At 45.1% G+C, this 22,189-nt stretch carries 21 protein-coding genes; 10 read left to right on the forward strand and 11 right to left on the reverse strand.

What is annotated here, in order from left to right:
* Positions 1-68: 68 nt before the first annotated feature.
* Positions 69-1,139, forward strand: coding sequence for a fatty acid desaturase family protein (locus LWP20_RS14015; RefSeq protein WP_242928783.1), 1,071 nt, complete (start codon positions 69-71; stop codon positions 1,137-1,139).
* Between the two features lie 184 nt (positions 1,140-1,323).
* Positions 1,324-2,226: a magnesium transporter CorA family protein gene (locus tag LWP20_RS14020; protein WP_242928784.1), complete on the forward strand. Its 903-nt coding sequence runs from the start codon at positions 1,324-1,326 to the stop codon at positions 2,224-2,226.
* Positions 2,227-2,268: 42 nt separating this feature from the next.
* Here LWP20_RS14020 and LWP20_RS14025 read toward each other — a convergent pair whose 3' ends face one another.
* Positions 2,269-3,015 carry a DUF72 domain-containing protein gene (locus LWP20_RS14025; protein WP_242928785.1) on the reverse strand — a complete coding sequence of 249 codons (747 nt, stop codon included), beginning with the start codon at positions 3,013-3,015 and terminating at the stop codon, positions 2,269-2,271.
* Positions 3,016-3,221: 206 nt separating this feature from the next.
* On the opposite strand from LWP20_RS14025, the gene LWP20_RS14030 reads away from it, so the two are divergent.
* The 3 genes from LWP20_RS14030 to arsC all read left to right on the forward strand — a co-directional run bounded on the left by LWP20_RS14030 (position 3,222) and on the right by arsC (position 7,049).
* The gene (locus LWP20_RS14030; RefSeq protein ID WP_242928786.1) at positions 3,222-5,522 is read left to right on the forward strand and encodes a TonB-dependent receptor; all 2,301 of its coding nucleotides are present in this window, start codon (positions 3,222-3,224) and stop codon (positions 5,520-5,522) included.
* A gap of 5 nt (positions 5,523-5,527) precedes the next feature.
* Positions 5,528-6,565: a DUF4249 domain-containing protein gene (locus LWP20_RS14035; protein ID WP_242928787.1), complete on the forward strand. Its 1,038-nt coding sequence runs from the start codon at positions 5,528-5,530 to the stop codon at positions 6,563-6,565.
* 142 nt (positions 6,566-6,707) lie between these two features.
* Complete coding sequence (gene arsC / locus LWP20_RS14040; RefSeq protein WP_242928788.1) at positions 6,708-7,049, forward strand: arsenate reductase (glutaredoxin); 342 nt, start codon at positions 6,708-6,710, stop codon at positions 7,047-7,049.
* A gap of 83 nt (positions 7,050-7,132) precedes the next feature.
* Here arsC and LWP20_RS14045 read toward each other — a convergent pair whose 3' ends face one another.
* The 3 genes from LWP20_RS14045 to LWP20_RS14055 form a co-directional block, all read right to left on the reverse strand.
* Positions 7,133-7,378, reverse strand: a complete 246-nt coding sequence (locus LWP20_RS14045) for a hypothetical protein (protein ID WP_242928789.1) — start codon at positions 7,376-7,378, stop codon at positions 7,133-7,135.
* A gap of 148 nt (positions 7,379-7,526) precedes the next feature.
* A complete protein-coding gene (locus LWP20_RS14050) occupies positions 7,527-9,197 on the reverse strand; it encodes a M28 family peptidase (protein WP_242928790.1) in 1,671 nt (556 codons plus the stop codon).
* A gap of 141 nt (positions 9,198-9,338) precedes the next feature.
* The gene (locus LWP20_RS14055) at positions 9,339-9,686 is read right to left on the reverse strand and encodes an STAS domain-containing protein (RefSeq protein WP_242928791.1); all 348 of its coding nucleotides are present in this window, start codon (positions 9,684-9,686) and stop codon (positions 9,339-9,341) included.
* Positions 9,687-10,140: 454 nt separating this feature from the next.
* Here LWP20_RS14055 and LWP20_RS14060 point away from each other — a divergent pair, with 454 nt between their 5' ends.
* Positions 10,141-10,635: a YciE/YciF ferroxidase family protein gene (locus LWP20_RS14060; RefSeq protein WP_242928792.1), complete on the forward strand. Its 495-nt coding sequence runs from the start codon at positions 10,141-10,143 to the stop codon at positions 10,633-10,635.
* A gap of 171 nt (positions 10,636-10,806) precedes the next feature.
* A complete protein-coding gene (locus tag LWP20_RS14065; protein ID WP_242928793.1) occupies positions 10,807-11,346 on the forward strand; it encodes an ion channel in 540 nt (179 codons plus the stop codon).
* On the opposite strand, the gene LWP20_RS14070 is transcribed toward LWP20_RS14065, so the two are convergent.
* Positions 11,341-12,294: a cyanophycinase gene (locus LWP20_RS14070; RefSeq protein WP_242928794.1), complete on the reverse strand. Its 954-nt coding sequence runs from the start codon at positions 12,292-12,294 to the stop codon at positions 11,341-11,343. The genes LWP20_RS14065 and LWP20_RS14070 overlap by 6 nt on opposite strands.
* Before the next feature lie 117 nt (positions 12,295-12,411).
* On the opposite strand from LWP20_RS14070, the gene LWP20_RS14075 reads away from it, so the two are divergent.
* The 3 genes from LWP20_RS14075 (at position 12,412) to LWP20_RS14085 (ending at position 15,764) form a co-directional block, all read left to right on the forward strand.
* Positions 12,412-14,118 carry an ArnT family glycosyltransferase gene (locus LWP20_RS14075; RefSeq protein ID WP_242928795.1) on the forward strand — a complete coding sequence of 569 codons (1,707 nt, stop codon included), beginning with the start codon at positions 12,412-12,414 and terminating at the stop codon, positions 14,116-14,118.
* A gap of 74 nt (positions 14,119-14,192) precedes the next feature.
* The gene (locus tag LWP20_RS14080; RefSeq protein WP_242928796.1) at positions 14,193-14,957 is read left to right on the forward strand and encodes an oxygenase MpaB family protein; all 765 of its coding nucleotides are present in this window, start codon (positions 14,193-14,195) and stop codon (positions 14,955-14,957) included.
* 63 nt (positions 14,958-15,020) lie between these two features.
* Positions 15,021-15,764, forward strand: a complete 744-nt coding sequence (locus LWP20_RS14085) for a Mut7-C RNAse domain-containing protein (RefSeq protein WP_242928797.1) — start codon at positions 15,021-15,023, stop codon at positions 15,762-15,764.
* Positions 15,765-15,876: 112 nt separating this feature from the next.
* On the opposite strand, the gene LWP20_RS14090 is transcribed toward LWP20_RS14085, so the two are convergent.
* From LWP20_RS14090 to LWP20_RS14115, 6 genes are all read right to left on the reverse strand, one after another.
* Positions 15,877-17,808, reverse strand: a complete 1,932-nt coding sequence (locus tag LWP20_RS14090) for a M13 family metallopeptidase (protein ID WP_242928877.1) — start codon at positions 17,806-17,808, stop codon at positions 15,877-15,879.
* A gap of 353 nt (positions 17,809-18,161) precedes the next feature.
* Positions 18,162-19,631: an aminoacyl-histidine dipeptidase gene (locus tag LWP20_RS14095; protein ID WP_242928798.1), complete on the reverse strand. Its 1,470-nt coding sequence runs from the start codon at positions 19,629-19,631 to the stop codon at positions 18,162-18,164.
* The gene (locus LWP20_RS14100; protein WP_242928799.1) at positions 19,628-20,158 is read right to left on the reverse strand and encodes a GNAT family N-acetyltransferase; all 531 of its coding nucleotides are present in this window, start codon (positions 20,156-20,158) and stop codon (positions 19,628-19,630) included. The genes LWP20_RS14095 and LWP20_RS14100 overlap by 4 nt, the downstream gene beginning before the upstream one ends.
* Positions 20,159-20,162: 4 nt before the next feature.
* Positions 20,163-20,585 carry an EamA family transporter gene (locus LWP20_RS14105; RefSeq protein WP_242928800.1) on the reverse strand — a complete coding sequence of 141 codons (423 nt, stop codon included), beginning with the start codon at positions 20,583-20,585 and terminating at the stop codon, positions 20,163-20,165.
* Positions 20,586-20,740: 155 nt separating this feature from the next.
* Positions 20,741-20,977, reverse strand: coding sequence for a hypothetical protein (locus tag LWP20_RS14110; RefSeq protein WP_242928801.1), 237 nt, complete (start codon positions 20,975-20,977; stop codon positions 20,741-20,743).
* A 43-nt stretch (positions 20,978-21,020) separates the two neighbouring features.
* Positions 21,021-22,055 (reverse strand): phosphatase PAP2 family protein, encoded by a 1,035-nt coding sequence (locus LWP20_RS14115; RefSeq protein WP_242928802.1) that lies wholly within the window; start codon positions 22,053-22,055, stop codon positions 21,021-21,023.
* Positions 22,056-22,189: the final 134 nt, after the last annotated feature.

The raw sequence follows: 22,189 nt of genomic DNA on the forward strand, positions 1-22,189 counted from the left end.
CTTTTGGCGTTTTTAACTAACCGGAGACTTGCCATGAGTTTATTTATTTTTTCTCTTTAAGTTATTTCATGGCGGCGCCAAAATTCTCAAAACCTTCAAATTCATTTCATTCTGAGTTAAAAAGCAGGATAAACGCATATTTTACCGAGGCCGGAAAAAGCCCGAACGGCAACTATAAACTCTACACCAAAGCTGTGATTTTATGGGTAAGCCTGGTGTTGGTTTATGTGCACCTTCTATTTTTTACGCCTGTTGCCTGGGTGGCCATAATTGAAAGTATAATACTGGGCGGACTTACTGCCTCAATTGGTTTTAATGTAATGCACGACGGCTCGCATGGCAGTTTCAGCAAGTATAAATGGCTGAACGAGCTGGCCGGCTTATCTATAAATGTGCTGGGTGCCAACGTGTTTATGTGGAATACTAAGCACAACGTAATTCACCATGCCTATACCAACATTGATGGTATAGACGATGACCTGGATGCGAAGCCCCTTTTACGCCTGTGCGAAACACAGAAGCACTATAAGATACACCGTTTCCAGCACTGGTATTTCTGGGCTGCTTACGCTACTTTATACCTGTACTGGGTGTTTTTTACAGACTATAACAAGTATTTTACCAAGCGTGTGGGCTCTATGCCGCTTAAACCCATGAAGCTGAACAACCACTTGGTTTTCTGGAGCTTTAAGGCCCTGCATGCTGTTCTGTTTGTTGGCTTGCCTATTTTTATGGTTGGTTTCCTGCCATGGCTTATCGGATTCCTGATTTATAGTTTTGCTACCGGCTTTGTAATGAGCATCGTGTTCCAGCTGGCGCATACCGTAGAAGATACTCAGTTCCTGGCTGCTTCCGAAACTGCAGTTAAAGTAGAAGACGAATGGGCGGTGCACCAGTTAAAAACTACTGCCAACTTTGCTACCAACAACAAGATCATTTCCTGGCTGGTAGGCGGATTAAACTTCCAGATCGAGCACCATTTGTTCCCGAAGGTATCGCATATACATTACCCTGCCATCAGCAAAATTATTAAACAGGCTTGTGCAGATTATGGTATCAACTACATCGAATACCCTAAAATGCGTATGGCTGTAGCATCACACGTATCGCACCTTCGCCAGCTGGCTAAGCCGCAGTAAAAGATAAAACGCTTTACTGAAAGCCATACTTCTGAATTGGGAAGTATGGCTTTCGTGTTTTTATACTTTTCGGTTGTGTTAAGGTGATGTTATACTTGTACCTGTTTGGCTAACCTTTGGAGCATTTCCGTAGTTTAAGACGCTATACTTATAGTTTTAATTAAAGCATCAGCTACAAAATACCGTGCAACAAATACTGGCAACAAACGAGGCCGCAGGCTGGATCTGGCTTGACGTAGAAGACCCGACAGCAGAGGAACTACAGCAGGTTGCAGAGAAGTATGGCCTGCATTCTTCATCCGTTAAAGACTGCCTGGAGCCGCATCACCTGCCCAAGTATGAGGTTATCAATAACATTGTTTTCATGATAACACGCGTGTATGATACCAGCGCGCATATCGATGCGGATACCATACAGGAGCTAACCAATAAGATCGCTATTTTTTATACGGAGGGCTTTATTATTACCATCCATCGCCACCCAATTGAGTTGCTGCTGGAGATAAAGCAAAAGCACATTGATGCTGGTATGCTTAAATCTACATCTGAATTGCTGGTGAAGATTATTAAAGCCAGCTTGCGCACCTTTGAGGCCCCGGCACAACGGCTTGCCATCGAAATAGATTACTATGAAGAAAAGATTTTTCTGCACTCCAGCACAGCGCCGCTAACCAAAGGCCTATACCATGTAAAGCGCAAAGCGGGCGTATCGAGGCGCATATTGCGGTTAACAGAAGTAATCCTGGACAGCATAAACCTAACTCTGCCTCAAAACCCGGACCTGCAGGATATGCTGGACCTGCACCTGCATGTCAGCACCCTTTACGACGAAATTCTGGACAGTATCAACAACCTGATCAATATCTATATTTCGCTTTCCTCCAACAAAACGAACGAGGTAATGCGTGTGCTCACCATTTTTTCGGTTTTCTTTATGCCGCTAACCTTCATTGCAGGTATTTATGGCATGAACTTCGATTTTATGCCTGAGCTGCATACAAAGTATGGCTACCCGTTTATTATGTTGCTTATGGCTGTAGTTACAGCAAGTATTTATTACTGGTTCAGGAAGAAAAGGTGGTTATAACGGAGATGGCTGCAATTCATACTTTAACACCAGCACCTGTGCTTACATATTCTCTACAAGCCCACGCAGTTTTTCGGCATCGGTTATGGCATTGCCTATAATGGTGTTGTTAAAGAAAACCCATACTTCTTTGCCATCCAGCAGCCAGTCGTTTACCATAAAAGCATAGCGTTCCAGTTGCTCATCGGTGTAGGCCGAGGAGTATAGTTTTTCGTCGCCGTGCAGGCGCAGGTATGCGGTATCGTTTGTAGTGGTTTCGTGGCCGGGGAATCGCTTGCCGGCGCTGGCAATAACAAAGGTAATGTCATACTCTTTCAGCAGGTCCAGCGATTCTTCTGTAAACCAAGATCTGTGGCGCGCTTCCAAAGCAAATTGCTGTGTAGGGTATTTATCGCGCAGGGTCTGGTAAAAGTCCTGGGCAACCAGCCGTTCAAAATGGAAGCTGGCAGCAATCTGTATCAATACAGGTCCCAGGCGATCGCCCATCAGCAAGTACCGCGACATAAACTTATCGAGTGGTTCGTCTATATCTTTGAATTTGCGTTTGTGCGTAATTTCCTGGTTCAGTTTTGGGGCAAACCGGAACGATTCCGGCGTGCTCGCCAGCCACTTTTCTATGGTTTTAGCCATGGTAAAATGGTAGAAGCTGCTGTTTATTTCGGTGCAGTTAAAGCGCGTGGCATAATAAGCGAGGTAATCTGCAGACTTTATTTCGGGTGGGTAAAAAATGCCCTGCCAGCGGTAGCTCCAGCCAGAGGTGCCAATATGCAAGTTAGGTTTAATTTCCATAGTAGTGCGGTGTCTGAAGCTAGTACTACAGTTGCGCATAGCAGGTTATAAAGTATAGATATTAATCATTTCGTTCCTTCTTAATTTCAATTTTATCGTAAATAAGTTTTAATAATTATCCTTTCTTGTTTAAACTTTGATGAGTGTTAGTGATGCAAAAGGCACTGCTATTGGTTTTTTTTGTCTTGCTGGCAATGCCTTTTGGTATGGCTAATAGGCTGCAATCTGATAGGTATCAGTTAGCAGGGGTAGTAAATAATGCTGCCGGGGAGCCAATGGCAGGGGCCTATCTTGTAATTAAGCCTGGCAATAAAACTGTAATTACGGATGAGAAGGGCCATTTTAGCATTAAGCTGCAAGCGGGCAGGTACCAGTTGGAATGCCAGTACCTGAGTATGGAACGGTATACTAAAGAATTGCGACTGAATGAGAATACCCATCTGGCAATTACTTTAAAACCCCGGAACCTAAGCCTGAAACAGGTCGAGATTACAGCCAATCAGACCATGGATGTTAATGCTGTAAACATGGGGAGTACGTTTATGGATGTTAAGCTGCTTACTAAAATGCCTGCTTTACTCGGTGAAGTAGATGTAATCCGTTCGGTTTCCAGTTTGCCGGGCGTTGTAAATGCAGGGGAAGGAACAGCAGGTTTTTATGTAAGAGGTGGCAGTGCAGACCAGAATCTTATTTTGCTGGATGATGTACCAGTTTTTAATTCATCTCATTTGTTCGGCTTTTTTTCTGTTTACAACCCCGATGTACTAAAGAGTTATACTTTACACCGAAGTGGCATTTCAGCAAAGTATGGAAGTCGGATATCATCCATACTTGATGTAAGGCTACGCGAAGGCAATGGAGAAAAAATGCAGTACTTCGCTGGCATTTCTCCGGTGTCGGCAAGAATAGGGCTGGAGGGGCCAATAGGTGCCAAAACTACCATTATAGTATCAGCCCGCGGCGCGTACCCTAAATACCTGATGCAGCTCTTTGATAGTGAAAATATAAAGAAAAGCTCCGCCCATTTTTATGATGGAAATGTAAAAATCAACTATAATCTGAATAAAAATAATAGTCTGTCGCTTTCTACTTACTATAGCGCAGATGGCTTTAAATTTCCTTATGATACAACTTACAGTTGGTCAAACAAGCTAGGCAGCCTGAGGTGGGACCATATTTTCAGCGCCAGAATGAGCGGCTCGCTTTCGGTTGCCAAAAGTATCTACGACAATAACATAGAAGGTATTGCAACCGGCGAGGAGTTTAACCTAAGTTCAGGAATAGATTTTTCACAGCTTAAAGCCGAGTTAGGTTATTTTGGCATAAAGGGCCATACTATAGATTTTGGCGGAGGTGTGGCAAACTATAACATTCAGCCTGGAAAGCTGCGTCCTTATGGCACATCCAGCTTAAACCCTTTAACCCTGCAACGCGACAAAGGGTCAGAGTATTACGGCTACCTTAATGATGAAATAACCATCAGCGATAAGCTGTCGTTGGCGGTGGGCTTACGATACACGCATTATGTTAAAAAAGGACCAAACGATGTTTATATTTACGAAGCAGGCATACCCAAACGCGAAACTTCTATTATAGATACGGTTACTTACGCCGATGGCAAAACAGTACAAACCTACCAAGGGCTTGAGCCCAGAGCCTCGTTAAAGTATTCACTCGGTGCCAATAGCTCTTTAAAAGCGGGGTATAGCCGCACAAGGCAATATATTCAATTAATAACCAATACGGCAGCCATAACACCGGTAGATGTCTGGAAACTTTCTGATGCTTATATCAAGCCTCAGGTAGCCGACCAGGTGGCACTTGGTTACTTCCACCTTCTGCCGGATAACAGATATGAGTTTAGCCTGGAGCTATACTATAAAATGCTCCGGAACCAGGTAGATTATAAAGATGGTGCGGTTATACTTTTAAATAAGTCGCTGGAAGCAGATTTGCTTTATGGCAATGGCAAGGCTTACGGGGCCGAATGGCTTGTGAAGAAAAATACAGGCCGCCTTACCGGATGGCTCAGCTTTACTTACTCCAGGTCGTACCGCACCATTAAAGGTAACTCAGAAGAAGAAACCATAAACCACGGCGATAAATATCCATCCAATTATGATAAGCCGGTTAACCTGAACATTTTCACCGATTATCAGCTAACACCTTCCTGGACCTTGTCTGCCAATTTTAACTATACTACCGGCAGGCCAATTACAGCCGCAGATTCCTGGTTCAGGTACTACGGCTTTACTTTTTCGAACTATTACGGCCGCAACCAGGAACGCATGCCCGATTACCACCGCCTGGACATTTCGTTTAACCACGACTTCAGGAAAAAGAAATTAACAGAATCAAGCGGAAGTATATCTGTTTACAACCTGTACGCCCGCAAAAATGCTTATTCCACTTTATTCAGGCATTATTACGGCAGTCCTCCGGGGGCATATAAGCTGGCTATAATTGGTATACCTATTCCTTCCGTCAACTATAACATTAAATTCTGAAGGCGATGAAATTATTACCGTTTCTGCTTCTTATGCTGGTGCTGGCCGCGTGCATCGACCCGATTGACTTTAAGCCTGAAGATCAATCGGAGCACCTGGTAGTTGAGGCGAAATTAACCAATTTGCCAGGCACTAGCTACGTACGGCTAATGTATGCACAGCCATTTAGTTACCCTTATAATAAATTTGAGGAGAAAGCCATTATTGTGATAACCAGCCAGGAGGGCGAGCAGTTTGAGTATGCGTATAGTGGCGGAAACGGTTATTATTACCCTATAAGCGATGCAGTAGGTTTGGTAGGCCATACGTATACTTTGCATGTTACTGTTAATGAGAGGCAATACCAGTCCAGAGCTGTAACTATAAAGCAGCCAGTAGCTATAGACTCGTTGTATGTTGAATTTGGGCGCGAGAGCGTAATTGTAGAAGGCAGAAAGTATAAGGAACAACTACCCGGCTACCAGATGAAAGTTGATTATACAGACCCCGCCGGCGAAAATAACTTTTACCGCTGGTCTTTCTTTTCGCAGTACCAGGTGCTTACCCAACCTCAGGATTTTATTGAAATGCGGTGCAGAGGCTGCCCCAGGCCGGCTCCGAAACCTTGCTGTTCGCATTGCTGGATCAGCGAGCGCGTAGATAAATTTGCAGTAGTAACCGACAGGCTGACCAACGGCAAAAAAGTGATAAACCAGAAGGTGTTTTTTGTGCCGTTTGATCGCTATATGCACATAAGGTATAAGCTGAAAGTATACCAACACACGATATCCGAGGAGGCCTATGAATTTTTCAGGGTGATGGAGCAGCAAAGTGGCAGCACAGGTACTGTATTTGATCCGCCTCCTGCTGAAATAAAAGGAAATCTGTTTAATATAAACGATGAAAATGAGCGTGTAATTGGCTTTTTCGATGCCTCTGCTGCCAGTATGAAAGAAATCGTGATCAACAGGTCGGATATCTATTTCAGTTTCGGGCACCTGGTCTATCCGGATGATTGCAGACTCATGAAAGGTGCTACCGATATCAGGCCCTCAGATTGGTAAGTGGCATTTCAAGCTCTCAAAAATCGGATTATCTCGTTCATCTCTGTTATTTTTAAGGCTTATCCGATGTTGGTACTATACTGTCTGCTGCATTATTTGCCGGCTTTTTATACATTAGCTTCAGAATCAAAAATTAGAAAGTATGCTAACGATATACCATAATAAAATGTGCAGCAAGAGCCGCCAAACGCTCGACCTGTTGCAGCAAACTGGTGAGCAAGTGCAGGTAGTGGAATACCTGAAACAGCCACCTACCGCCGACGAACTGAAAGTTATACTTGCCAAGCTCAATCTGAAGCCTCAGGAAGTTATCCGGAAGGGGGAGAAGCTTTACAAAGAGCAGTTTGAAGGCAAAGAATATTCGGATGATGAATGGATCAATATAATGGCGGCGAACCCGGTACTGATAGAAAGGCCGATAGTTGTAAAAGGCGATAAAGCCGTTATTGGCAGGCCTATTGAAAATGTGCAGGCCATACTATAAAATAAAAAACAGCCACTGCTAAAGTATAGCAGTGGCTGTTTTTTTAATGTTAAGTTTGCCGCTCGGCAAACTATAGGTTAAGCTTATTTTGCCGCTGCCGTTATGGCCTGCACCAGTTCCTCATCGGAGGCTTTTTGCTGCCAGTTGCTATCGAGTTCAAGACGTACGGTCTGGGCGCCGCCGCTAGGTGTGCAAACTACAGTTACTTTTCCGTTATCGTCATCTGTAAGTTCGGCTGCTTTCTCGGCAGTGTCGTCGCTTAATCCGCCATAAGCCTGCACGCAGGTCCAGGTGGTATTTTCGTTATCGGTTACTTCGCGTTGTGTCATGGTTTTAAAGTCAGGTGCTTTTTAACGGATTCTGGCAACAGCGGTTGGTGATGGTTTATACTTTGTGTTGCCACAACTGCTGCATAAAAAGGCCGGAAGCTGCTGCCTCCGGCCTTTTTATACTTGCTGTATACTTGCTTAAAGTAACTTACTTAGCTGAGCTTTGCTGCATGGTTGCTGGCTGACCGAATCGAGAACCGAAAAAGTCACCTTGTTTCCAGGTTGGCCTTTCCGGATTCTGGGCGATCTGGTAACCGATCAGGAAATTAAGCTGCACATATTTCTTGCCTGCTTCAAAATCAAAAGTGTCGTTCAGTTCGTCCTGCGGTTTGTGGTAATGTACCTCGCGCCACTTCTGTACATATTCGCTCAGGTTGTTTTTGCCATCAGCGGTTTTATTGCCATACTTAATGTGCAGCGCCGGAATGCCTTGTACCACAAAGCTATACTGGTCGCTACGGATAAAGCGGTTTTGCTCCGGTTCCGGGTCAGATTCTACATCTAAATTAAAGTAACGGCTGGCACCGGCCACTACCTGCTCTAACGAAGAATGGTTTGCTCCCAAGGGCACTACAGCCAGCAAAGGCGCAATTATAGTTGGCATATCGGTGTTGATATCGGCTACAATTTTCTCCTTTGGTACAGTCGGGTACTTCGCAAAGTATGCTGAGCCCAGTAAGCCCATTTCTTCGGCAGTAACCATCACCAGCAGCACCGATCTTTTTGGCTTTGCTTTAACCTTTGAATAGATGTTGGCAATTTCAAGTATACTGGCCACGCCCGAAGCGTTGTCGTGCGCGCCGTTATAAATAGAATCGCCGTTTACTGGTGTACCAATGCCAACGTGGTCGAGGTGTGCACTGTGCACTACGTATTCATCCTTTAGCTTTGCATCCGAGCCTTCTATCTTACCCACCACGTTATAACTTTCGATGTTCTTATATGATGAAGTATAGCTCGCTTTAACAGAAACAGGCAGTGTCGCCGAAGCAGGAACCCCGGCCTTTAAAGAAGCTGCAGTTTTTTCGGCATCGAGCCCGGCTGTTTTAAAGAAGGCAAGTGTGGTTTCTGCATTCACATTGGCGAGTAAACGGATCTGATCGGTTACAAAATTTCTGGATACTGCCACCTTTCCATCAGCGCCCATAATGCTGTTCACGCCTTTCTGCAGGTTCGGAACACCGGCTTTGGGATTGGTAGTACCCACAATAACGCCTACTGCACCATGGCTGGCTGCATTTTTAAGTATAGTATGCATATCCATACTATAGGCAGCAACCGTGCCGGGGAAGCTGGCAGGTGTGCCACGAAGTATAACCACGATCTTGCCTTTGGCATCAATCGAGGCATAATCATCATAGTTAAGATCAGGTGCTGTAATACCGTAGCCGGCAAATACAAGCGGAGCCTCTACGCTAACCTGCTGCTCTTCGGCGCTTGGGTAAATAGCGAAATCCTTTCCGTGCTCGAGTGCCATCGGGCCATTCTTGCTGGTAGCAACCAGAGAGGCATCATTGCCTGTATAAGCCTTCCGGATGCGAACCGTTTGCAGATAACTGCCGTTTTCGCCACCCGGCTGAACGCCTGCCTTTTTATACTTTGCAATTACATAATCCACAGCCATCTGGTAGCCTTCGGTGCCAGGCATGCGGCCCTTCAGCTTGTCGTCGGCGAGGTAGCTGATGTGTTCTTTTATTGCTGCGGGCTCAACTTTTTTCATAGCTTTCGCCACTTTACGGCTTACCTCCGGCGCCTGTGCAAAGGCAGTCTGGGCAATAAACAAGCCCCCTAAGCAAAGCAGGGTTGATATTGATCTCATAAAATCTGGTTAGGGTTAGAACATCAAATATAAGCGATACTTTGGTTTTTCAAGGGCTAACAACACTTATTATGGAAGAGCCAGGTAACGTAAGTATGGAATGCCCTGGCTTATTCTTTAAACTGAAATATAGAATTGCATTTAATCTACGGTTTTAGCAAGAGCCTGCTCTTTGGTATCTGTAATGGTCATAACATTGTGGAGGCCTACAATTTCGAAAACGTTCTGGATTTTAGCGTTGAGCGCATACAGGATAAAGGTGATATTTGCCTGCCTGCAGGCCTGGTAAGCTGCCAGCAAAACGCCTAGTCCGGCTGATGAAATGTAGCTGAGTTCGGTACAATCGATGAGCAGTTTTTTTACGCCGGCGGCAATAGATTCTTCGATCGCTGTGTCGGCCACAACCGAAGACCCTGCATCCAGTTCCCCGGCCAGGTGCACAATTACGCCTTCCTCAATGTCAGTAATATCTGCAGTAAATCCTCTCATTCTTACCTAAGCTTTATTGGCAGTTTAATTGAGAAAACAGGCATACCAGTTCCTGTTTCCTGCTGTATAAGAGGAGCAAACCCACCCTAACGACATATTGAGCCGCACTTTGGCAGCTATTGTATTATTACTGGTTATGTTTAATGTCCGTTTTTAATTAAAAGCTTAAAATATTGAATAAAAATGATAAAATTAGAAATTCTCTGTATTTTATCTGTGCTCATTCCATTTAAAGGAAAGTATAAAAGTATGAGTTAACGAGCAATGGAGGTAAGTAACGATAGCACTTTGAGGTATTCACAGGCTGATTTATACTTACTGATGTCCTTAAAAATAGTGCTGTTATTTATGTGGTAAGTAGCTTAACATCTGTTTGTTATAGCCGTTATTCAAGTGTATGCTTACTGTGTGTTTATGAAAGCATAATTCAGATATTTATAAAAAGGGGGGAATAATGGCTGAGCTGAAGAATTTAGAAGACCTGCTAAAGCACGAATTGATGGAATTATGCCTGGTAGAAGATCACCTGATAGAAGTAATGCCCGGAATGGCCGAGCGTGCTAACGACGAGTTACTAAAAATGGAGCTGGAGAACCACCTGGAAGAAACAAAAGTACAGCGCGAGCGGCTAAGGAAAATATTCGGGATGATGAACATTGAAATGGATGCCGAATTAATTGCCTCGCCTATTGAAGGTATGGTGAAACTAAGCCAGGATTTGTTGGCAGAAGATGCTTCGCCGGAAGCCAAAGATGCCGGCTTAATTGCCGCAGCTCAGAAAATTGAACATTACGAAATTTCGGCTTACGGCACGGCCGCCCATTACGCCGAACGCCTTGGCCACCTTGAGGCAGCCCAATTGCTTCGCGAAACCCTGGACGAAGAAAAAATGGCTGACACAAAATTAAACGACCTGGCCAAAAATTCCATCAATTTAAAAGCTATGTAGGGTGGAAGTATAAATTTTAAGTATAAAAAGAGCGCCGTACAGGTTTACCGGCGCTCTTTTTATACTTTTTATTAAAGCGGATTTGAAGGGTAGATGAACTGCAAGAATTAGAACAAGAAACAGAAGCAGCCGTTTATTATCCTGACAAATCTATACCTGCAATCCTGCCCGATGACCCCGCTACCCCGCAAGCAGTTATTTCATGTAAAAACAGCCTATAAGTTTTTACTTATAGTAGTGTTTGGTATACTTATTTTCCTGGCTGCAAGGCTGGAGGTTAGCAATGCAGGTGTAGTTGAAGCCGTACTTTTCCTTTACAGTACCTTTAAATCATACTTATACTTTAAGCAGCTGTTCAATCGGGTAAAGGAAACGGCAAACAGTGAATTCCATTACCTCGAAATTTTTAAATTCATCGCTCTGAATACACTGCTCTTCATTATTTCCTATGCCATAGATTATATATGCCTGTATGAAATTGATAGCAGCTCTTTTGCCGGAATAAGCCAGCAGGGCATGTTTGTGTCGCGTTTAATAACCTTTTTCTACTTCAGTGTGGCTACCTTTTCTACGGCTGGTTATGGCGATATTACGCCAAGCAGTACTACAGCACAGTTGCTCACTTCAGCGGAGATGCTATTAGCCTGGGGGCTTACTATTTTGGTAGTGGCAAACTTTAGCCACATACGGGAGTCTATTAAAAATTCATGAGGTTGTGGGTTCAAGTTCAGTAGTAAGGAATTTGCCTTTATTGAGGAGGTACGCTTTGCCGCGGGGCAGCACATGCATGATCAGGTTTTCGAGGCAAATTGCTTCATCCGGGGCAATTTCTTCATAGTTGTTTAGGGTAAGTTTACGGCCATCAATAATAATGACCAGCGCCGAGCCTATCGTTTCAATAATATTACCCTGCGTGATCAGGATACCGGTGTCTTCGCCTAACCCGATACCGATGTGGGTAGGATTGGCAGCAATTGCTTCTGTTAGGCGTGGTATGCGGCGGCGGTTTACGAAATGGGTATCAATGATGATCTGCTGTATCAGGCCCATACCTTCGCCTATTCGCACTGTGCCTTTTACCAAGGGGTTCAGCTCTTTTGCTCCCTCTATCATTATAGCAGACAGGGCCATCGCTCCGGCACTGGTACCAGATACCAGAAATTTTTCTTCGTACAGGTAACGGTTTTTAAGCAGGGTTAACGCTTCCGATCCCATAAAAGCATCAGCAATACGCTTTTGGTCTCCGCCTGTAAACATAACTGCATTTGCTTCCTGCAGCCTTTTCAGGTTCTCGTGGCGGTTGGCATCTGTGGCATTTTGAATATGCATTACGCCTACATTTTCACAGCCCAACAGCAAAAAAGCATCTACATAGGCTTTGCCCATTTCTTCAGGTATATGCGAAGCAGTCGTAATCACTTCAATGCGCGTGCCCAGGCCGTAAAGTTCGTCATGTATGCGTTTCAGGATTCCATGCTCGAAAAACCGGATGCTGGCCCGCAGGTTTTCATCTGCCGGCATGGGTACAGAGCCTTTGTCTTCGTGGCCGCCAATAGCTACTATTTTTCCTTTTGGTACTTGCATAAACCCAAGTGTTGGTATTCTTCCTTTAACGAAGTATAAAAAGTAAAGTGAAAGTATAATCACTATAGTGTGCATTATTTTAACATATTATAAATTGAAATAGTTATACTATAGTTTGGTTCATCCGTAAGAATTCTGAAAATACATATACTGTAGAGGTTGAGCTGATTAGAATATCTGAACCAGGTAAATATGTTATTACAAGAACAGGCCAAGGGAGATTTACCAACATGGTTATTACAGCCAGCCAACCAACTTGGGCTTTTGCTGCTACTTTGTATTCTGATCTTTTTCACGAACCTGCCGCTTGCCGATCCTAGTATAATGGAGGCGCGCAATTTTATTACTGCCCGTGAAATGGTGGAGAACGGGAACTGGCTTTTACCTACCATGAATGGGCAGCTTCGGCTGGCTAAACCACCGCTACCCACCTGGATCACGGCTCTGGCAGGAATCATGGCTGGCGATGTAGAGAATCTGTTTGCCCTTCGTTTTCCTGCTGCATGTATGGCCACGCTCATGGTAATGTTTCTGTATTTCCTGTCGAGGAATTTAACCACCGATAAACTGGCTCCTTTTCTGGTTGCTGCTGTTCTGGCTACATCGTTCTCAATGTTTCAGGTTGGCAGGCAGGCCAGCTGGGATATTTATTGCCACAGCTTTATGGTTGGCGCCATCTGGTTACTGGTAAAAGGATGGAAAGGAAAAAAAGGGCGCTTTGGTGTTTTCGTTCTGGCAGGTTTACTCCTCGGATTTTCATTTCTAAGTAAAGGGCCTGTAGCATTTTATGGGTTACTGCTGCCTTTTTTTTTAGCTTATGGGTACGGTATAGGCTGGCAGGAGCTTAAGGCACACCGGAAGGGTCTATTACTAGCGCTGGCAGTTTTTACAGCTGTAAGCCTGAGCTGGCCGCTTTATGTTTACCTGGCCGAGCCGGGGCATTTTGCAGGTACTGTTTCAGGGGAAAGCGATGCGTGGCTGAACCGGCATAATAAACCGTTTTGGTATTACTGGGGATTTGCAGGGCAGGCCGGGGGCTGGGCTCTCTTTGTGATCCCAGCTTTGGTGGTGCCTTATGCAAGCCGCAGGATAGGAAAGTATGGTAACTATAAGTTTTTGCTATGGTGGGCTGTTCTTGCCTTGCTGTTGCTTTCTGTTATTCCCGAAAAAAAAGAACGCTACCTGTTACCGGCTATGGTACCGCTGGCATTACTGGCAGGGCATTTAATGCGATACCTTATTTACTGCTTTTCTGGTAGAAACTTTAGCAAACCGGATTATTGCCTGGCGCTGGTAAACACGGTACTGGTAGTTATAGTTACTTTCCTTGTGCCTGTGCTGGCTGCCTATTATACTTATACTATAGGGCATTTAACAGGATCGCTGCTATTAAGTATAACTGTTTTTTCTTTCGCAGCTGGGTATGCTATACTTCAGGGTTTTCGGAAGTATAAATTATACCTGCAATTTTTAGCTATACTGTTGTTGCAGGTTGTAATAGCTTCTGTTGGTTACAGGCTTTACAGTGCTGTCCGATATCCTGCCACAAATTACCAGAGCCTTCGGGAGGTACGAAAAGTAAACGAAGTGCAGGGGCTGCGTTTTTATGCTGTAGATGGAATGACGCCGCAAGGCATATGGCAGGCGGGCCAGCCTGTTGATACAGTGCGTGTGCTTCAAGGCAAATTGCAGATGCCCGGAAACAAGCCAGTTACTTTGTTTTCACCATCCCCCTTAGCACAGGAATTAGTACCCGATGCGTGGCGCATAACGAAAGTATTAGGCATGTACAGGTATAGCAAAGAGAAACCTGAGAAAGTATACTATGCTTATGTGGTTTCGCCTGAACGCCTGGCCGAAGTACCCAACAGACAAGCCAGGCCTTCCCAGAATAAGTAATCAAATTTTATACTTTATTTACCGGAATGTGCTGAATGAGGGCATGTTTTTACTGCTTTGCATGTTAAACAAGTATGGAATTTTTTGTAGATAAAGGCTCGGTCGTGCGCGAAATCTGGGGCAAAGGCGATACGATACTTTTCATATTTGCAGGTGCTTCAGCTGAGTTTGCGCTGAACAAGGCCGTAGACTGGCTATACTTTACAGGCAGGCTGCCATCTGATCCGTTAGGGAGGTTATTCTCTACGGTAGGGTATGCGCGCCGTATTGTGTTTTCGAGCAAAGAGAAGGCGCATCGCGCTATTGATAGTATGGCTGTTATACATGCAGGCGTGGAGGCCAGCCGCGGCACAACTATACCCGACTGGGCTTACCGTGATGTACTTTATATGCTGATCGATTATTCCATTCGGTCTTATGAGTTGTTGGAGCGCAAACTTACCTTCGACGAAAAAAGAGAAGTATTTGAAGTGTTCCGGTGTGTTGGCAGCCGCATGGGCATTAAAGATTTACCGCTTACGCTGCAAGACTGGCAAAAAGAGCGCACCCAGCATCTAAACCAGAACCTCGAAAAAAGCCCCCTAACCGACGATCTTTTTAAACAATACAAAAAGCACCTGGGAAGTATACGATATTGGCTTTTGCTGCAGGCCCAGGAACTTGTGGTACCAGAGCGGGTAAAATCTTTACTGGGTTATGGCAATATGTCGTTGCTGAAGCCGGTGCTTGGGGTGTATAAAATCTTTCGTTTTCTTAACCTGGATTGGCTGCTCAAATCCTTGATTTTACCAAAAGCGTATCAATCCGAGATCAAGGCATTGGATAGTGCTCCTGCATAGCAAGCCAAAAAGTATATTGGCAGCAGACGTACACTTTCGTTTATCACCCTAACAGCCATAGTTATGCCACATGCAGCCAAATTCTTTTTTCATGGAAGGCTGAATGATTTTTTACCAAAATTAAGGAAGAACGAATGGCTTGCCTATAATTTTGATGGAGCGCCCGCAGTTAAAGATGCCATGGAAGCTATCGGTGTTCCGCACCCGGAAATAGGCAATATTCTGATAAACGGCGCTGCTGCCGGCTTTATGCATCCGTTGCAAACCGGTGTGGAGGTAGAGGTGTTTCCTGCTGTTTGTGCTACAACTTCTCCTGGAAAAATTCCCACTGATGCTGAGCTACTGGATCCGGTAAAGTTTATTCTGGATGTGCATTTGGGTAAGCTGGCAAAGTTGTTACGGATGGCTGGGTTTGATACTCTTTACGAAACCAGCTATGATGATAAAGTAATAGCGCAGATTGCCCGGGCTGATAACCGCATCGTACTTACCCGCGATGTAGGTTTGTTAAAGCATAAAGCAATTCAACAAGGTTACTGGCTGCGCTCGCAGCATGGCAACGAGCAGTTAACAGAAGTTATTAAGCGCTATGGTTTGCAGAAAGCAGTGCAGCCATTTAAAAGATGCCTGGTCTGTAATGGCCTTATCCGGCAGGTAGAAAAAGAGACTGTGCAGGAGCAATTACCGCCTAAAACCAAACTTTACTTTTCAGAATTTTACCAGTGCACCTGCTGTAACAAAGTTTACTGGAAAGGATCACATTATGAGCGCATGCAGCAGTTTTTACAACAGATCAATATAGAATAAAGGCGCATTGAGATTTTAAAAATAAAGCCACCCAAACTATAGTTCAGGCGGCTTTAAAAGTTTAGCTGAGTCAATTTTTAAAATGCTGTTCAGCTAAAGTATAAATTTATACTTACCAGATCTTGTTACGATCTTCCGGCTTCTTGTAAAGCTTGTCGCCAGGCTTCACGTTAAAGGCTTTGTACCAGGCATCCATGTTTACAGGGGCACCAATTGTACGGTACTCGCCCGGAGAGTGCGGATCTGTTACGATAAGCTGGGCAGTAGTTTCAGGCAATGTGTTACCTCTCCAAACCTGGGCCCATGACAGGAAGAAACGCTGATCAGGTGTAAAACCGTCGATCTTCTTCTTAGACTTGCCTTGCTTGGTCATTTTAAAGGCCTCGTAAGCAGCGTTCAAGCCACCTAAGTCACCAATGTTCTCGCCAAGTGTAAGTTTACCGTTTACATGAATGGTGTCAAGTACAGTATAAGCATCGTACTGCTCCTGTAGTGCTTTTGCTTTTTCTTTAAACTTAGCTAAGTCTTCAGCAGTCCACCAGTTGCGCAGGGTACCATCTTTGTCGTACTGGCTACCAGAATCATCGAAACCGTGAGAGATCTCGTGGCCGATTACCGCACCAATACCACCGTAGTTAACAGCATCGTCAGCATTCGGGTCGAAGAACGGGAACTGCAGGATACCTGCCGGGAACACGATCTCGTTCATTACAGGGCTGTAGTATGCGTTTACAGTAGGAGGTGTCATGCCCCAACGCTCGCGGTCTACTGGTTTGCCCAGCTGGCTCACCATTTTGTTGTAGCCCCACTCGCCAGAGTTGCGCACGTTTTCGAAGAAGGCGTTACGGCTGATGGCCAGACCCTGGTAAGTTTCCCATTTGTTCGGGTAACCAACTTTTGGTCTGAATGCGTGAAGTTTAGCAAGTGCTTTTTCTTTCGTTTCAGCGCTCATCCAGTCAAGGCCTTTGATACGGATCTCGTAAGCCTTAATCAGGTTAGCGATCATTTCATCCATACGGGCTTTTGCCTCTGGCTTAAAATGCTTCGCTACATAAAGCTGGCCAAGCAACTCGCCGATTGTGCCGTCTGTTAAAGACGACATACGCTGCCAGCGCGGAGTTTGTACTTTCTGGCCGCTTAGTACCTGAGAGTAAGCAAAGTTAGCGTTCACGAAATCAGAGCTCAGGTAAGGAGCAGCAGATTTAAGTACGTTCCACTGCAGGTATGTCTGCCAGTCAGCAACTGGGGTGCTTGTAAGCAGGCCGTTCAGCTCTGTAAAGAATTTAGGTGCACTTACCAGAATAGTATCCTGGCCGGTAACCTTCATCTTCGCCATCAACGATTTCCAGTCCATATTTGGAGTGGTTTTGCTGAAATCGGCAACAGAGAATTTGTTGTATGTTTTATATGGGTCGCGCATTTCTACGCGGCTCATTTGTGCAGCTGCTAGTTTCTTCTCTAGGTTAAAGATGGTCTCAGCGTTTTTCTTAGCTGTAGCCTCTGGTACACCTGTTAAAGTAAATAGTGTTGTGATGTACGTTTTATAAGCCTGCTGAATTTTGGTGCTGCGGGCATCATCTTTCAGATAATAATCGCGGTCAGGCAGGGTAGTACCACCCTGGCTAAGCTGGGGCACCATGTTGTTCACGTTCTTGCGGTCCTGGCCTACATAGAAGCCGAACATCGGAGAACCTGTACCTGTCGTTCTTAGAGTTGCTACTTCGTTAAGAATGGCGTTTACATCCTTTACAGAACCAACTCTAGCTAAGTCAGCTTTGATAGGCGTGTAACCTAACTTCTCGATAGCAGCGCTATCCATGGCAGAAGCGTAGAAATCGCCAACACGCTTTTCAACAGAACCGGCAGCAGCATTTTTGTTGTTTGCCGACTCGTTAAGTATGGTTTTAACCGCGTTGATGTTGAAATCGCGCAGCTGGTTAAAGCTACCCCAACGTGTTTCTTTTGCCGGAACCGGATTGGTTCTCAGCCACGCACCGTTAGCGTAAGTATAAAAATCATCGCCTGGCTTTACGCTCAGGTCCATGTTTGCCTTGTTAATAAAGGCTGTTTTCTTGGTTGATTTTGTACCATACTGAGCAGATGCCTCTATAGAGATAACGGCAGCGGCTCCGAACAAAACCAGTTTAAGAAATCGTGTACTTGTTGATTTCATTTTTAAGATGAATAGATTAGTTTATACTTCCTCCACCTTTGGGAAGGAAGCTGTTTAGGTTCCTAAAAATAACGGTTATACTTTAAAATGCTATAGTTTTTTATACTTACCGGCTGCGTTTTTTATAAACATATAACATAAGCTGCATTATCTGCAGCCAAGCCTTTGCTTAAGTATAAAATTTATGAGGTAAGCACAAATCTGTGCCTGTTGGGTAATCCAGGCTATAAGGTTTTAAGCGGTATCTGCTCCAGTGTTTTACAAAGTAGTTTCCAGAACATTTCTACTGTACTTATGGCTACTTTTTCGTCGGGGGAGTGGGCATTAAGTATGGTCGGGCCAAAGGAAACCATTTCCATGCCGGGATATTTGGCCCCTATTATACCGCACTCCAAACCCGCATGTATGGCCACTACCTGAGCGGGCTTATGAAACACCTGCCGGTAAACACTCTGCATCAGGGAAAGTATAGCTGAGTCGGGGCTCGGAGCCCAGCCTGGGTTTGGGCCATCAAGTATAACTTCTGCCCCTGCAGCTTCAAATGTTTGTCTTATACTATTTGCAAGCTCCATTTTTTCCTGATCGTGGGAGCTCCGTGCGAAATAATTTACCTCATAAACGCTACCCTCAACTTTTATACTTGCCAGGTTATTGGAGGTCTGTACAAGGGTTTCCATTTCAGGAGTTACGCTATAAACGCCGTTGAGGATGATGTTTATACTTTGCAAAAGCTTTTGCTGAATATCTGCCGGCAGCACCTTGCTTTCCTTATTACACGGAGTAACCGTGAATGTAAGATTAGGATCAGTAGCTTTAAACGTAATTGCCCATGTACTTGCTTGTTGATGCACAAAGTGCCGGAAAGCTTCCGTTTCATTTGTAGGGATAAATACAACCGCCGATGCCGCTCTGGGTATGGCATTCAGCAAACCGCCACCTGTTATACTTGCCATGCGAACGCCGAACTGCTTTGTTGCCTCTGAAAGGAATTGATTCAGAAGTATGATTGCGTTGCCGCGCCCCAGATGTATATCCAGTCCGGAGTGCCCGCCGGTAAGGTTTTCCAGTTTAAGTTGATATGTTTTGAAGCCGGAAGAAGGAATTTGTTCCGGATTATACTTGCCTGTTATGTAAATAGCTACCCTGCCTGCGCTGCCAATAGTTAGTGTATTAATATCTTCACTATCCAGGTTTAAAAGTATACTTGCTTGTAGTTTGCCGGGCTCCAGGCCCTTAGCGCCAGACATGCCATTTTCCTCATTCACGGTAAAGAGAGCTTCCAGCGGAGGGTGTGGCAGCTCTTTCGAAGCAAGTATAGCCATGATGGCAGCTACGCCAATGCCATTGTCAGCGCCTAGCGTAGTTCCGTTAGCTTTAACCCAATTGTTCTCCACATACATTTCTATTCCCTGCGTATCGAAATCGAAATTGGTACCGGCGTTTTTCTGGTGTACCATATCCAAGTGGCTTTGCAGGGCAACAGTTTGGCAGTTCTCCATGCCCGGGCTGGCCGGCTTCCGGATAATAAGATTACTGGCTTTGTCAAGTTCCGTTTCCAGGCCAAGCTGAGTTCCAAAATCCTGAATAAACTTAGTTACCTGTGCCTCTTTGTTTGATGCCCGGGGTACTGCGCTTATCACCTGAAAATATTGCCAGAGTAGTTGTGGCTCCAGGTCTTGCAGGGTAGTTTTCATAGTTTGCTGACAGTATCAGTAAGCATTGCATTGTTAGGAACACCGGTAACAGTGCTTCGCCTTTCTAAAAGTATGGTGTCGCGCCATACGCCGTGCAGCTCTGCTATTTTTTCGCGGTAGCCAATTTCCCGGAAACCATACTTTTTTTGCAGGTTTATACTTGCCGTGTTCTCCGGAAAAGTAGAGGAGTGGAGTGTCCAGATGCCGTTGGCCTCGCTCTTCTGTATCAGCGCCTGCATGAGTAAATTTCCAATACCTTTTCCGCGCGCCTGCGCGCCGATGTAAATACTGAACTCAGCCACACCACGGTAGCAATGCCTGGCCGAAACCGGCGAAAGCGCTACCCAACCCAATACCTTTCCGTTTTCGATGGCTACAAGACGGGAGTGCGCAAGATGCCCTTTATCCCAATCCTGCCAGGTTGGTACTTCGGTATTAAAAGTGGATTGCCCGGTTTGGAGGCCCTCTTCGTAAATATTCAGCACAGCCTCCGCATGCTCCGGAAGCATTGGTGTAATTTCAATCATCGTTTTATTTCCAGATCAGGATGAGAGTACCGGTAAGTATAGTTGCCATGCCAATCAAAAGCCTGGGGGTTAGTGGTTCTTTCAGCAGGAAATAGGAGAGAAGGATGGTAACCACAATGCCGGCCCTGTCTATAGTTGCCACTATACTTACATCGGCTGTTTTAATAGCTTTAAAGTATAAGATCCAGTACACGGCGGTGCAGGCACCCGCCAATACAAACCACAGCAGGGTTTTACTATCTATGGCCCTTACCATTTTCAGGCTGCCGGCATACCAGGCGTTGGCCACAACCATTGTAAACAAAACACCAGTGCGTATTACCAGCGCCACGTGCTCGTTGGCATTGCCCATTCCCATCTTCGCAAATACCATGGCCACACCGCCCGTAAGCATGGCAATTAAAGCGTAATTAAGCCACGGCTCCATCTTCGTATAATTTTATTTTTCCCATGCCACAATAGTACAGCAAGTTTTCTTTACGGCACCCAGATTTACAGAAAAATTTTGGTTGCCGCAGATAAGTGGTCGCAAACAGAAAAGTGAGTACGGTAATAGGTTGGTACAGGTACTGCAATGCATGACTATCCCATAGCAATGGCGCCTCCGAAATAGCTGCACAACAACACAAAGCCCAGACCTATTATTTTGGGGTACAGATAGAGAACAAGGTTGGGGAGCTCTATCGCACCAAACAAACGGCCAAATTCACCAATACCCAACATCTCAAATTTATGGGCAATGTGAAGTATAAACAAAGGCTTGGTAAGCGTGCTGAAATATAAAACCCATGGGTTACCGCTACAGTAACAATAACCCATGGGTTTTATATTTTTAGTTTCATAAAGTTTAATTCTGAGGCGATTATGTATTCTGACTCTTTACCCGGGCAAGCTCCGTTTTCATGGCTTCTAAGTCTGCTTGAAACTTTTTACTTTTCATGAGCTGCTCTATAAACTGCTGCGCAAATTCTTTTCCAGCCTCTGAGTCGCTTGGGTAATTCACGCCCCTGATTTCGCGAGAGAAAGCCATGTCGTAGGCATTGCCCATAAACTGCGTTTTATACTCCGGGAAAATATAACTGAGCAGGTAGGCATGCACGTGCGAAAAAGATGAGTGGTCGCTGGGATAAGAGGCATGGCCGGGAGCTTCCAGGTTTTTCAAGGCAGGCTCTAGTTGGTATGGCCGGGCGCGGTTATACTTTACTTTTAAAGTATAGAGGTAATAGGTAGCATCCTGAATCACGTTTTGCAGTACATAGCTGGTTATGGGCAACTTCTCCGGGGTAAACCATGGCCCCAGGTTGCGACCCACGTAGAACAGACTTTTCACGTTGCGGCGGTAGTCAGGGTCGGTCAGGTTTATGATAAAGGGGTCATGATACATGTTGGCCATCGTATCAGTGCGGGCAATATCCTTGGCTGTGCGTTTCTGCTGCAGCTCCAGCAGAAAATCAAGCTCGGCTCTGGTTTGGGCGGAGCTATTGGCAGGGTAGGGCTTTATTTTGAAGCTTTCTATAGGTACATCCAGATAAACGTTACGCAATTTCAGATAAACCCCTCTGCGGAAATCTTTTGTCGGAAAAACTACACCTTCCTTGTTACCACCTTTTGCTGCAGCATCTGTTGCGCCTATGGTTTTATAATGGTTTGTAGCCGGCGATATGCTTTTGTAAACCACGCTTGTTTCCTGGCTGGTCTGGGCCTGGGCTGCAAAACCGGTGAACAGGGAAAGTATAAGCAGGAGAATGGAAGCTGTTGCCAGGCCTTTCTGGGGTGCTTTAGCTTCGTGCTGGCCGGCGCAGTTTGCAGGTAAGTTAGTGTCGCAGGTTTTGCTGTTTACAGGGCATTCTGCCTGGTGCCATTGTTTTCCCTGGCTTGGAGTGGCGTAAATGTACATTGATTCTATGTTTTATACGTCAGGTGTTTTTAGTTCTTTTTACACCCTGATGACGGACCCGCAACCAGAAAGACGCAGCTATCCGACGAAATATCCTGCAAGCTATAAAAAGCATGAATACAAAAAAAGGAAGT

Source organism: Pontibacter vulgaris (genome assembly GCF_022758145.1).
Classification (GTDB): Bacteria; Bacteroidota; Bacteroidia; order Cytophagales; family Hymenobacteraceae; genus Pontibacter; species Pontibacter vulgaris.

Coding starts and splice junctions, on each gene's coding strand:
- LWP20_RS14055 (WP_242928791.1), bottom strand. CDS start 9,686: ATGAGAGGATTTACTGCAGATATTACTGACATTGAGGAAGGCGTAATT.
- LWP20_RS14050 (WP_242928790.1), bottom strand. CDS start 9,197: ATGAGATCAATATCAACCCTGCTTTGCTTAGGGGGCTTGTTTATTGCC.
- LWP20_RS14065 (WP_242928793.1), top strand. CDS start 10,807: ATGACCCCGCTACCCCGCAAGCAGTTATTTCATGTAAAAACAGCCTAT.
- LWP20_RS14070 (WP_242928794.1), bottom strand. CDS start 12,294: ATGCACACTATAGTGATTATACTTTCACTTTACTTTTTATACTTCGTT.
- LWP20_RS14085 (WP_242928797.1), top strand. CDS start 15,021: ATGCCACATGCAGCCAAATTCTTTTTTCATGGAAGGCTGAATGATTTT.
- LWP20_RS14110 (WP_242928801.1), bottom strand. CDS start 20,977: ATGGGTTATTGTTACTGTAGCGGTAACCCATGGGTTTTATATTTCAGC.
- LWP20_RS14090 (WP_242928877.1), bottom strand. CDS start 17,808: ATGGACCTGAGCGTAAAGCCAGGCGATGATTTTTATACTTACGCTAAC.
- LWP20_RS14075 (WP_242928795.1), top strand. CDS start 12,412: ATGTTATTACAAGAACAGGCCAAGGGAGATTTACCAACATGGTTATTA.
- LWP20_RS14100 (WP_242928799.1), bottom strand. CDS start 20,158: ATGATTGAAATTACACCAATGCTTCCGGAGCATGCGGAGGCTGTGCTG.
- LWP20_RS14080 (WP_242928796.1), top strand. CDS start 14,193: ATGGAATTTTTTGTAGATAAAGGCTCGGTCGTGCGCGAAATCTGGGGC.
- arsC (WP_242928788.1), top strand. CDS start 6,708: ATGCTAACGATATACCATAATAAAATGTGCAGCAAGAGCCGCCAAACG.
- LWP20_RS14025 (WP_242928785.1), bottom strand. CDS start 3,015: ATGGAAATTAAACCTAACTTGCATATTGGCACCTCTGGCTGGAGCTAC.
- LWP20_RS14115 (WP_242928802.1), bottom strand. CDS start 22,055: ATGTACATTTACGCCACTCCAAGCCAGGGAAAACAATGGCACCAGGCA.
- LWP20_RS14045 (WP_242928789.1), bottom strand. CDS start 7,378: ATGACACAACGCGAAGTAACCGATAACGAAAATACCACCTGGACCTGC.
- LWP20_RS14105 (WP_242928800.1), bottom strand. CDS start 20,585: ATGGAGCCGTGGCTTAATTACGCTTTAATTGCCATGCTTACGGGCGGT.
- LWP20_RS14095 (WP_242928798.1), bottom strand. CDS start 19,631: ATGAAAACTACCCTGCAAGACCTGGAGCCACAACTACTCTGGCAATAT.
- LWP20_RS14015 (WP_242928783.1), top strand. CDS start 69: ATGGCGGCGCCAAAATTCTCAAAACCTTCAAATTCATTTCATTCTGAG.
- LWP20_RS14035 (WP_242928787.1), top strand. CDS start 5,528: ATGAAATTATTACCGTTTCTGCTTCTTATGCTGGTGCTGGCCGCGTGC.
- LWP20_RS14060 (WP_242928792.1), top strand. CDS start 10,141: ATGGCTGAGCTGAAGAATTTAGAAGACCTGCTAAAGCACGAATTGATG.
- LWP20_RS14030 (WP_242928786.1), top strand. CDS start 3,222: ATGGCTAATAGGCTGCAATCTGATAGGTATCAGTTAGCAGGGGTAGTA.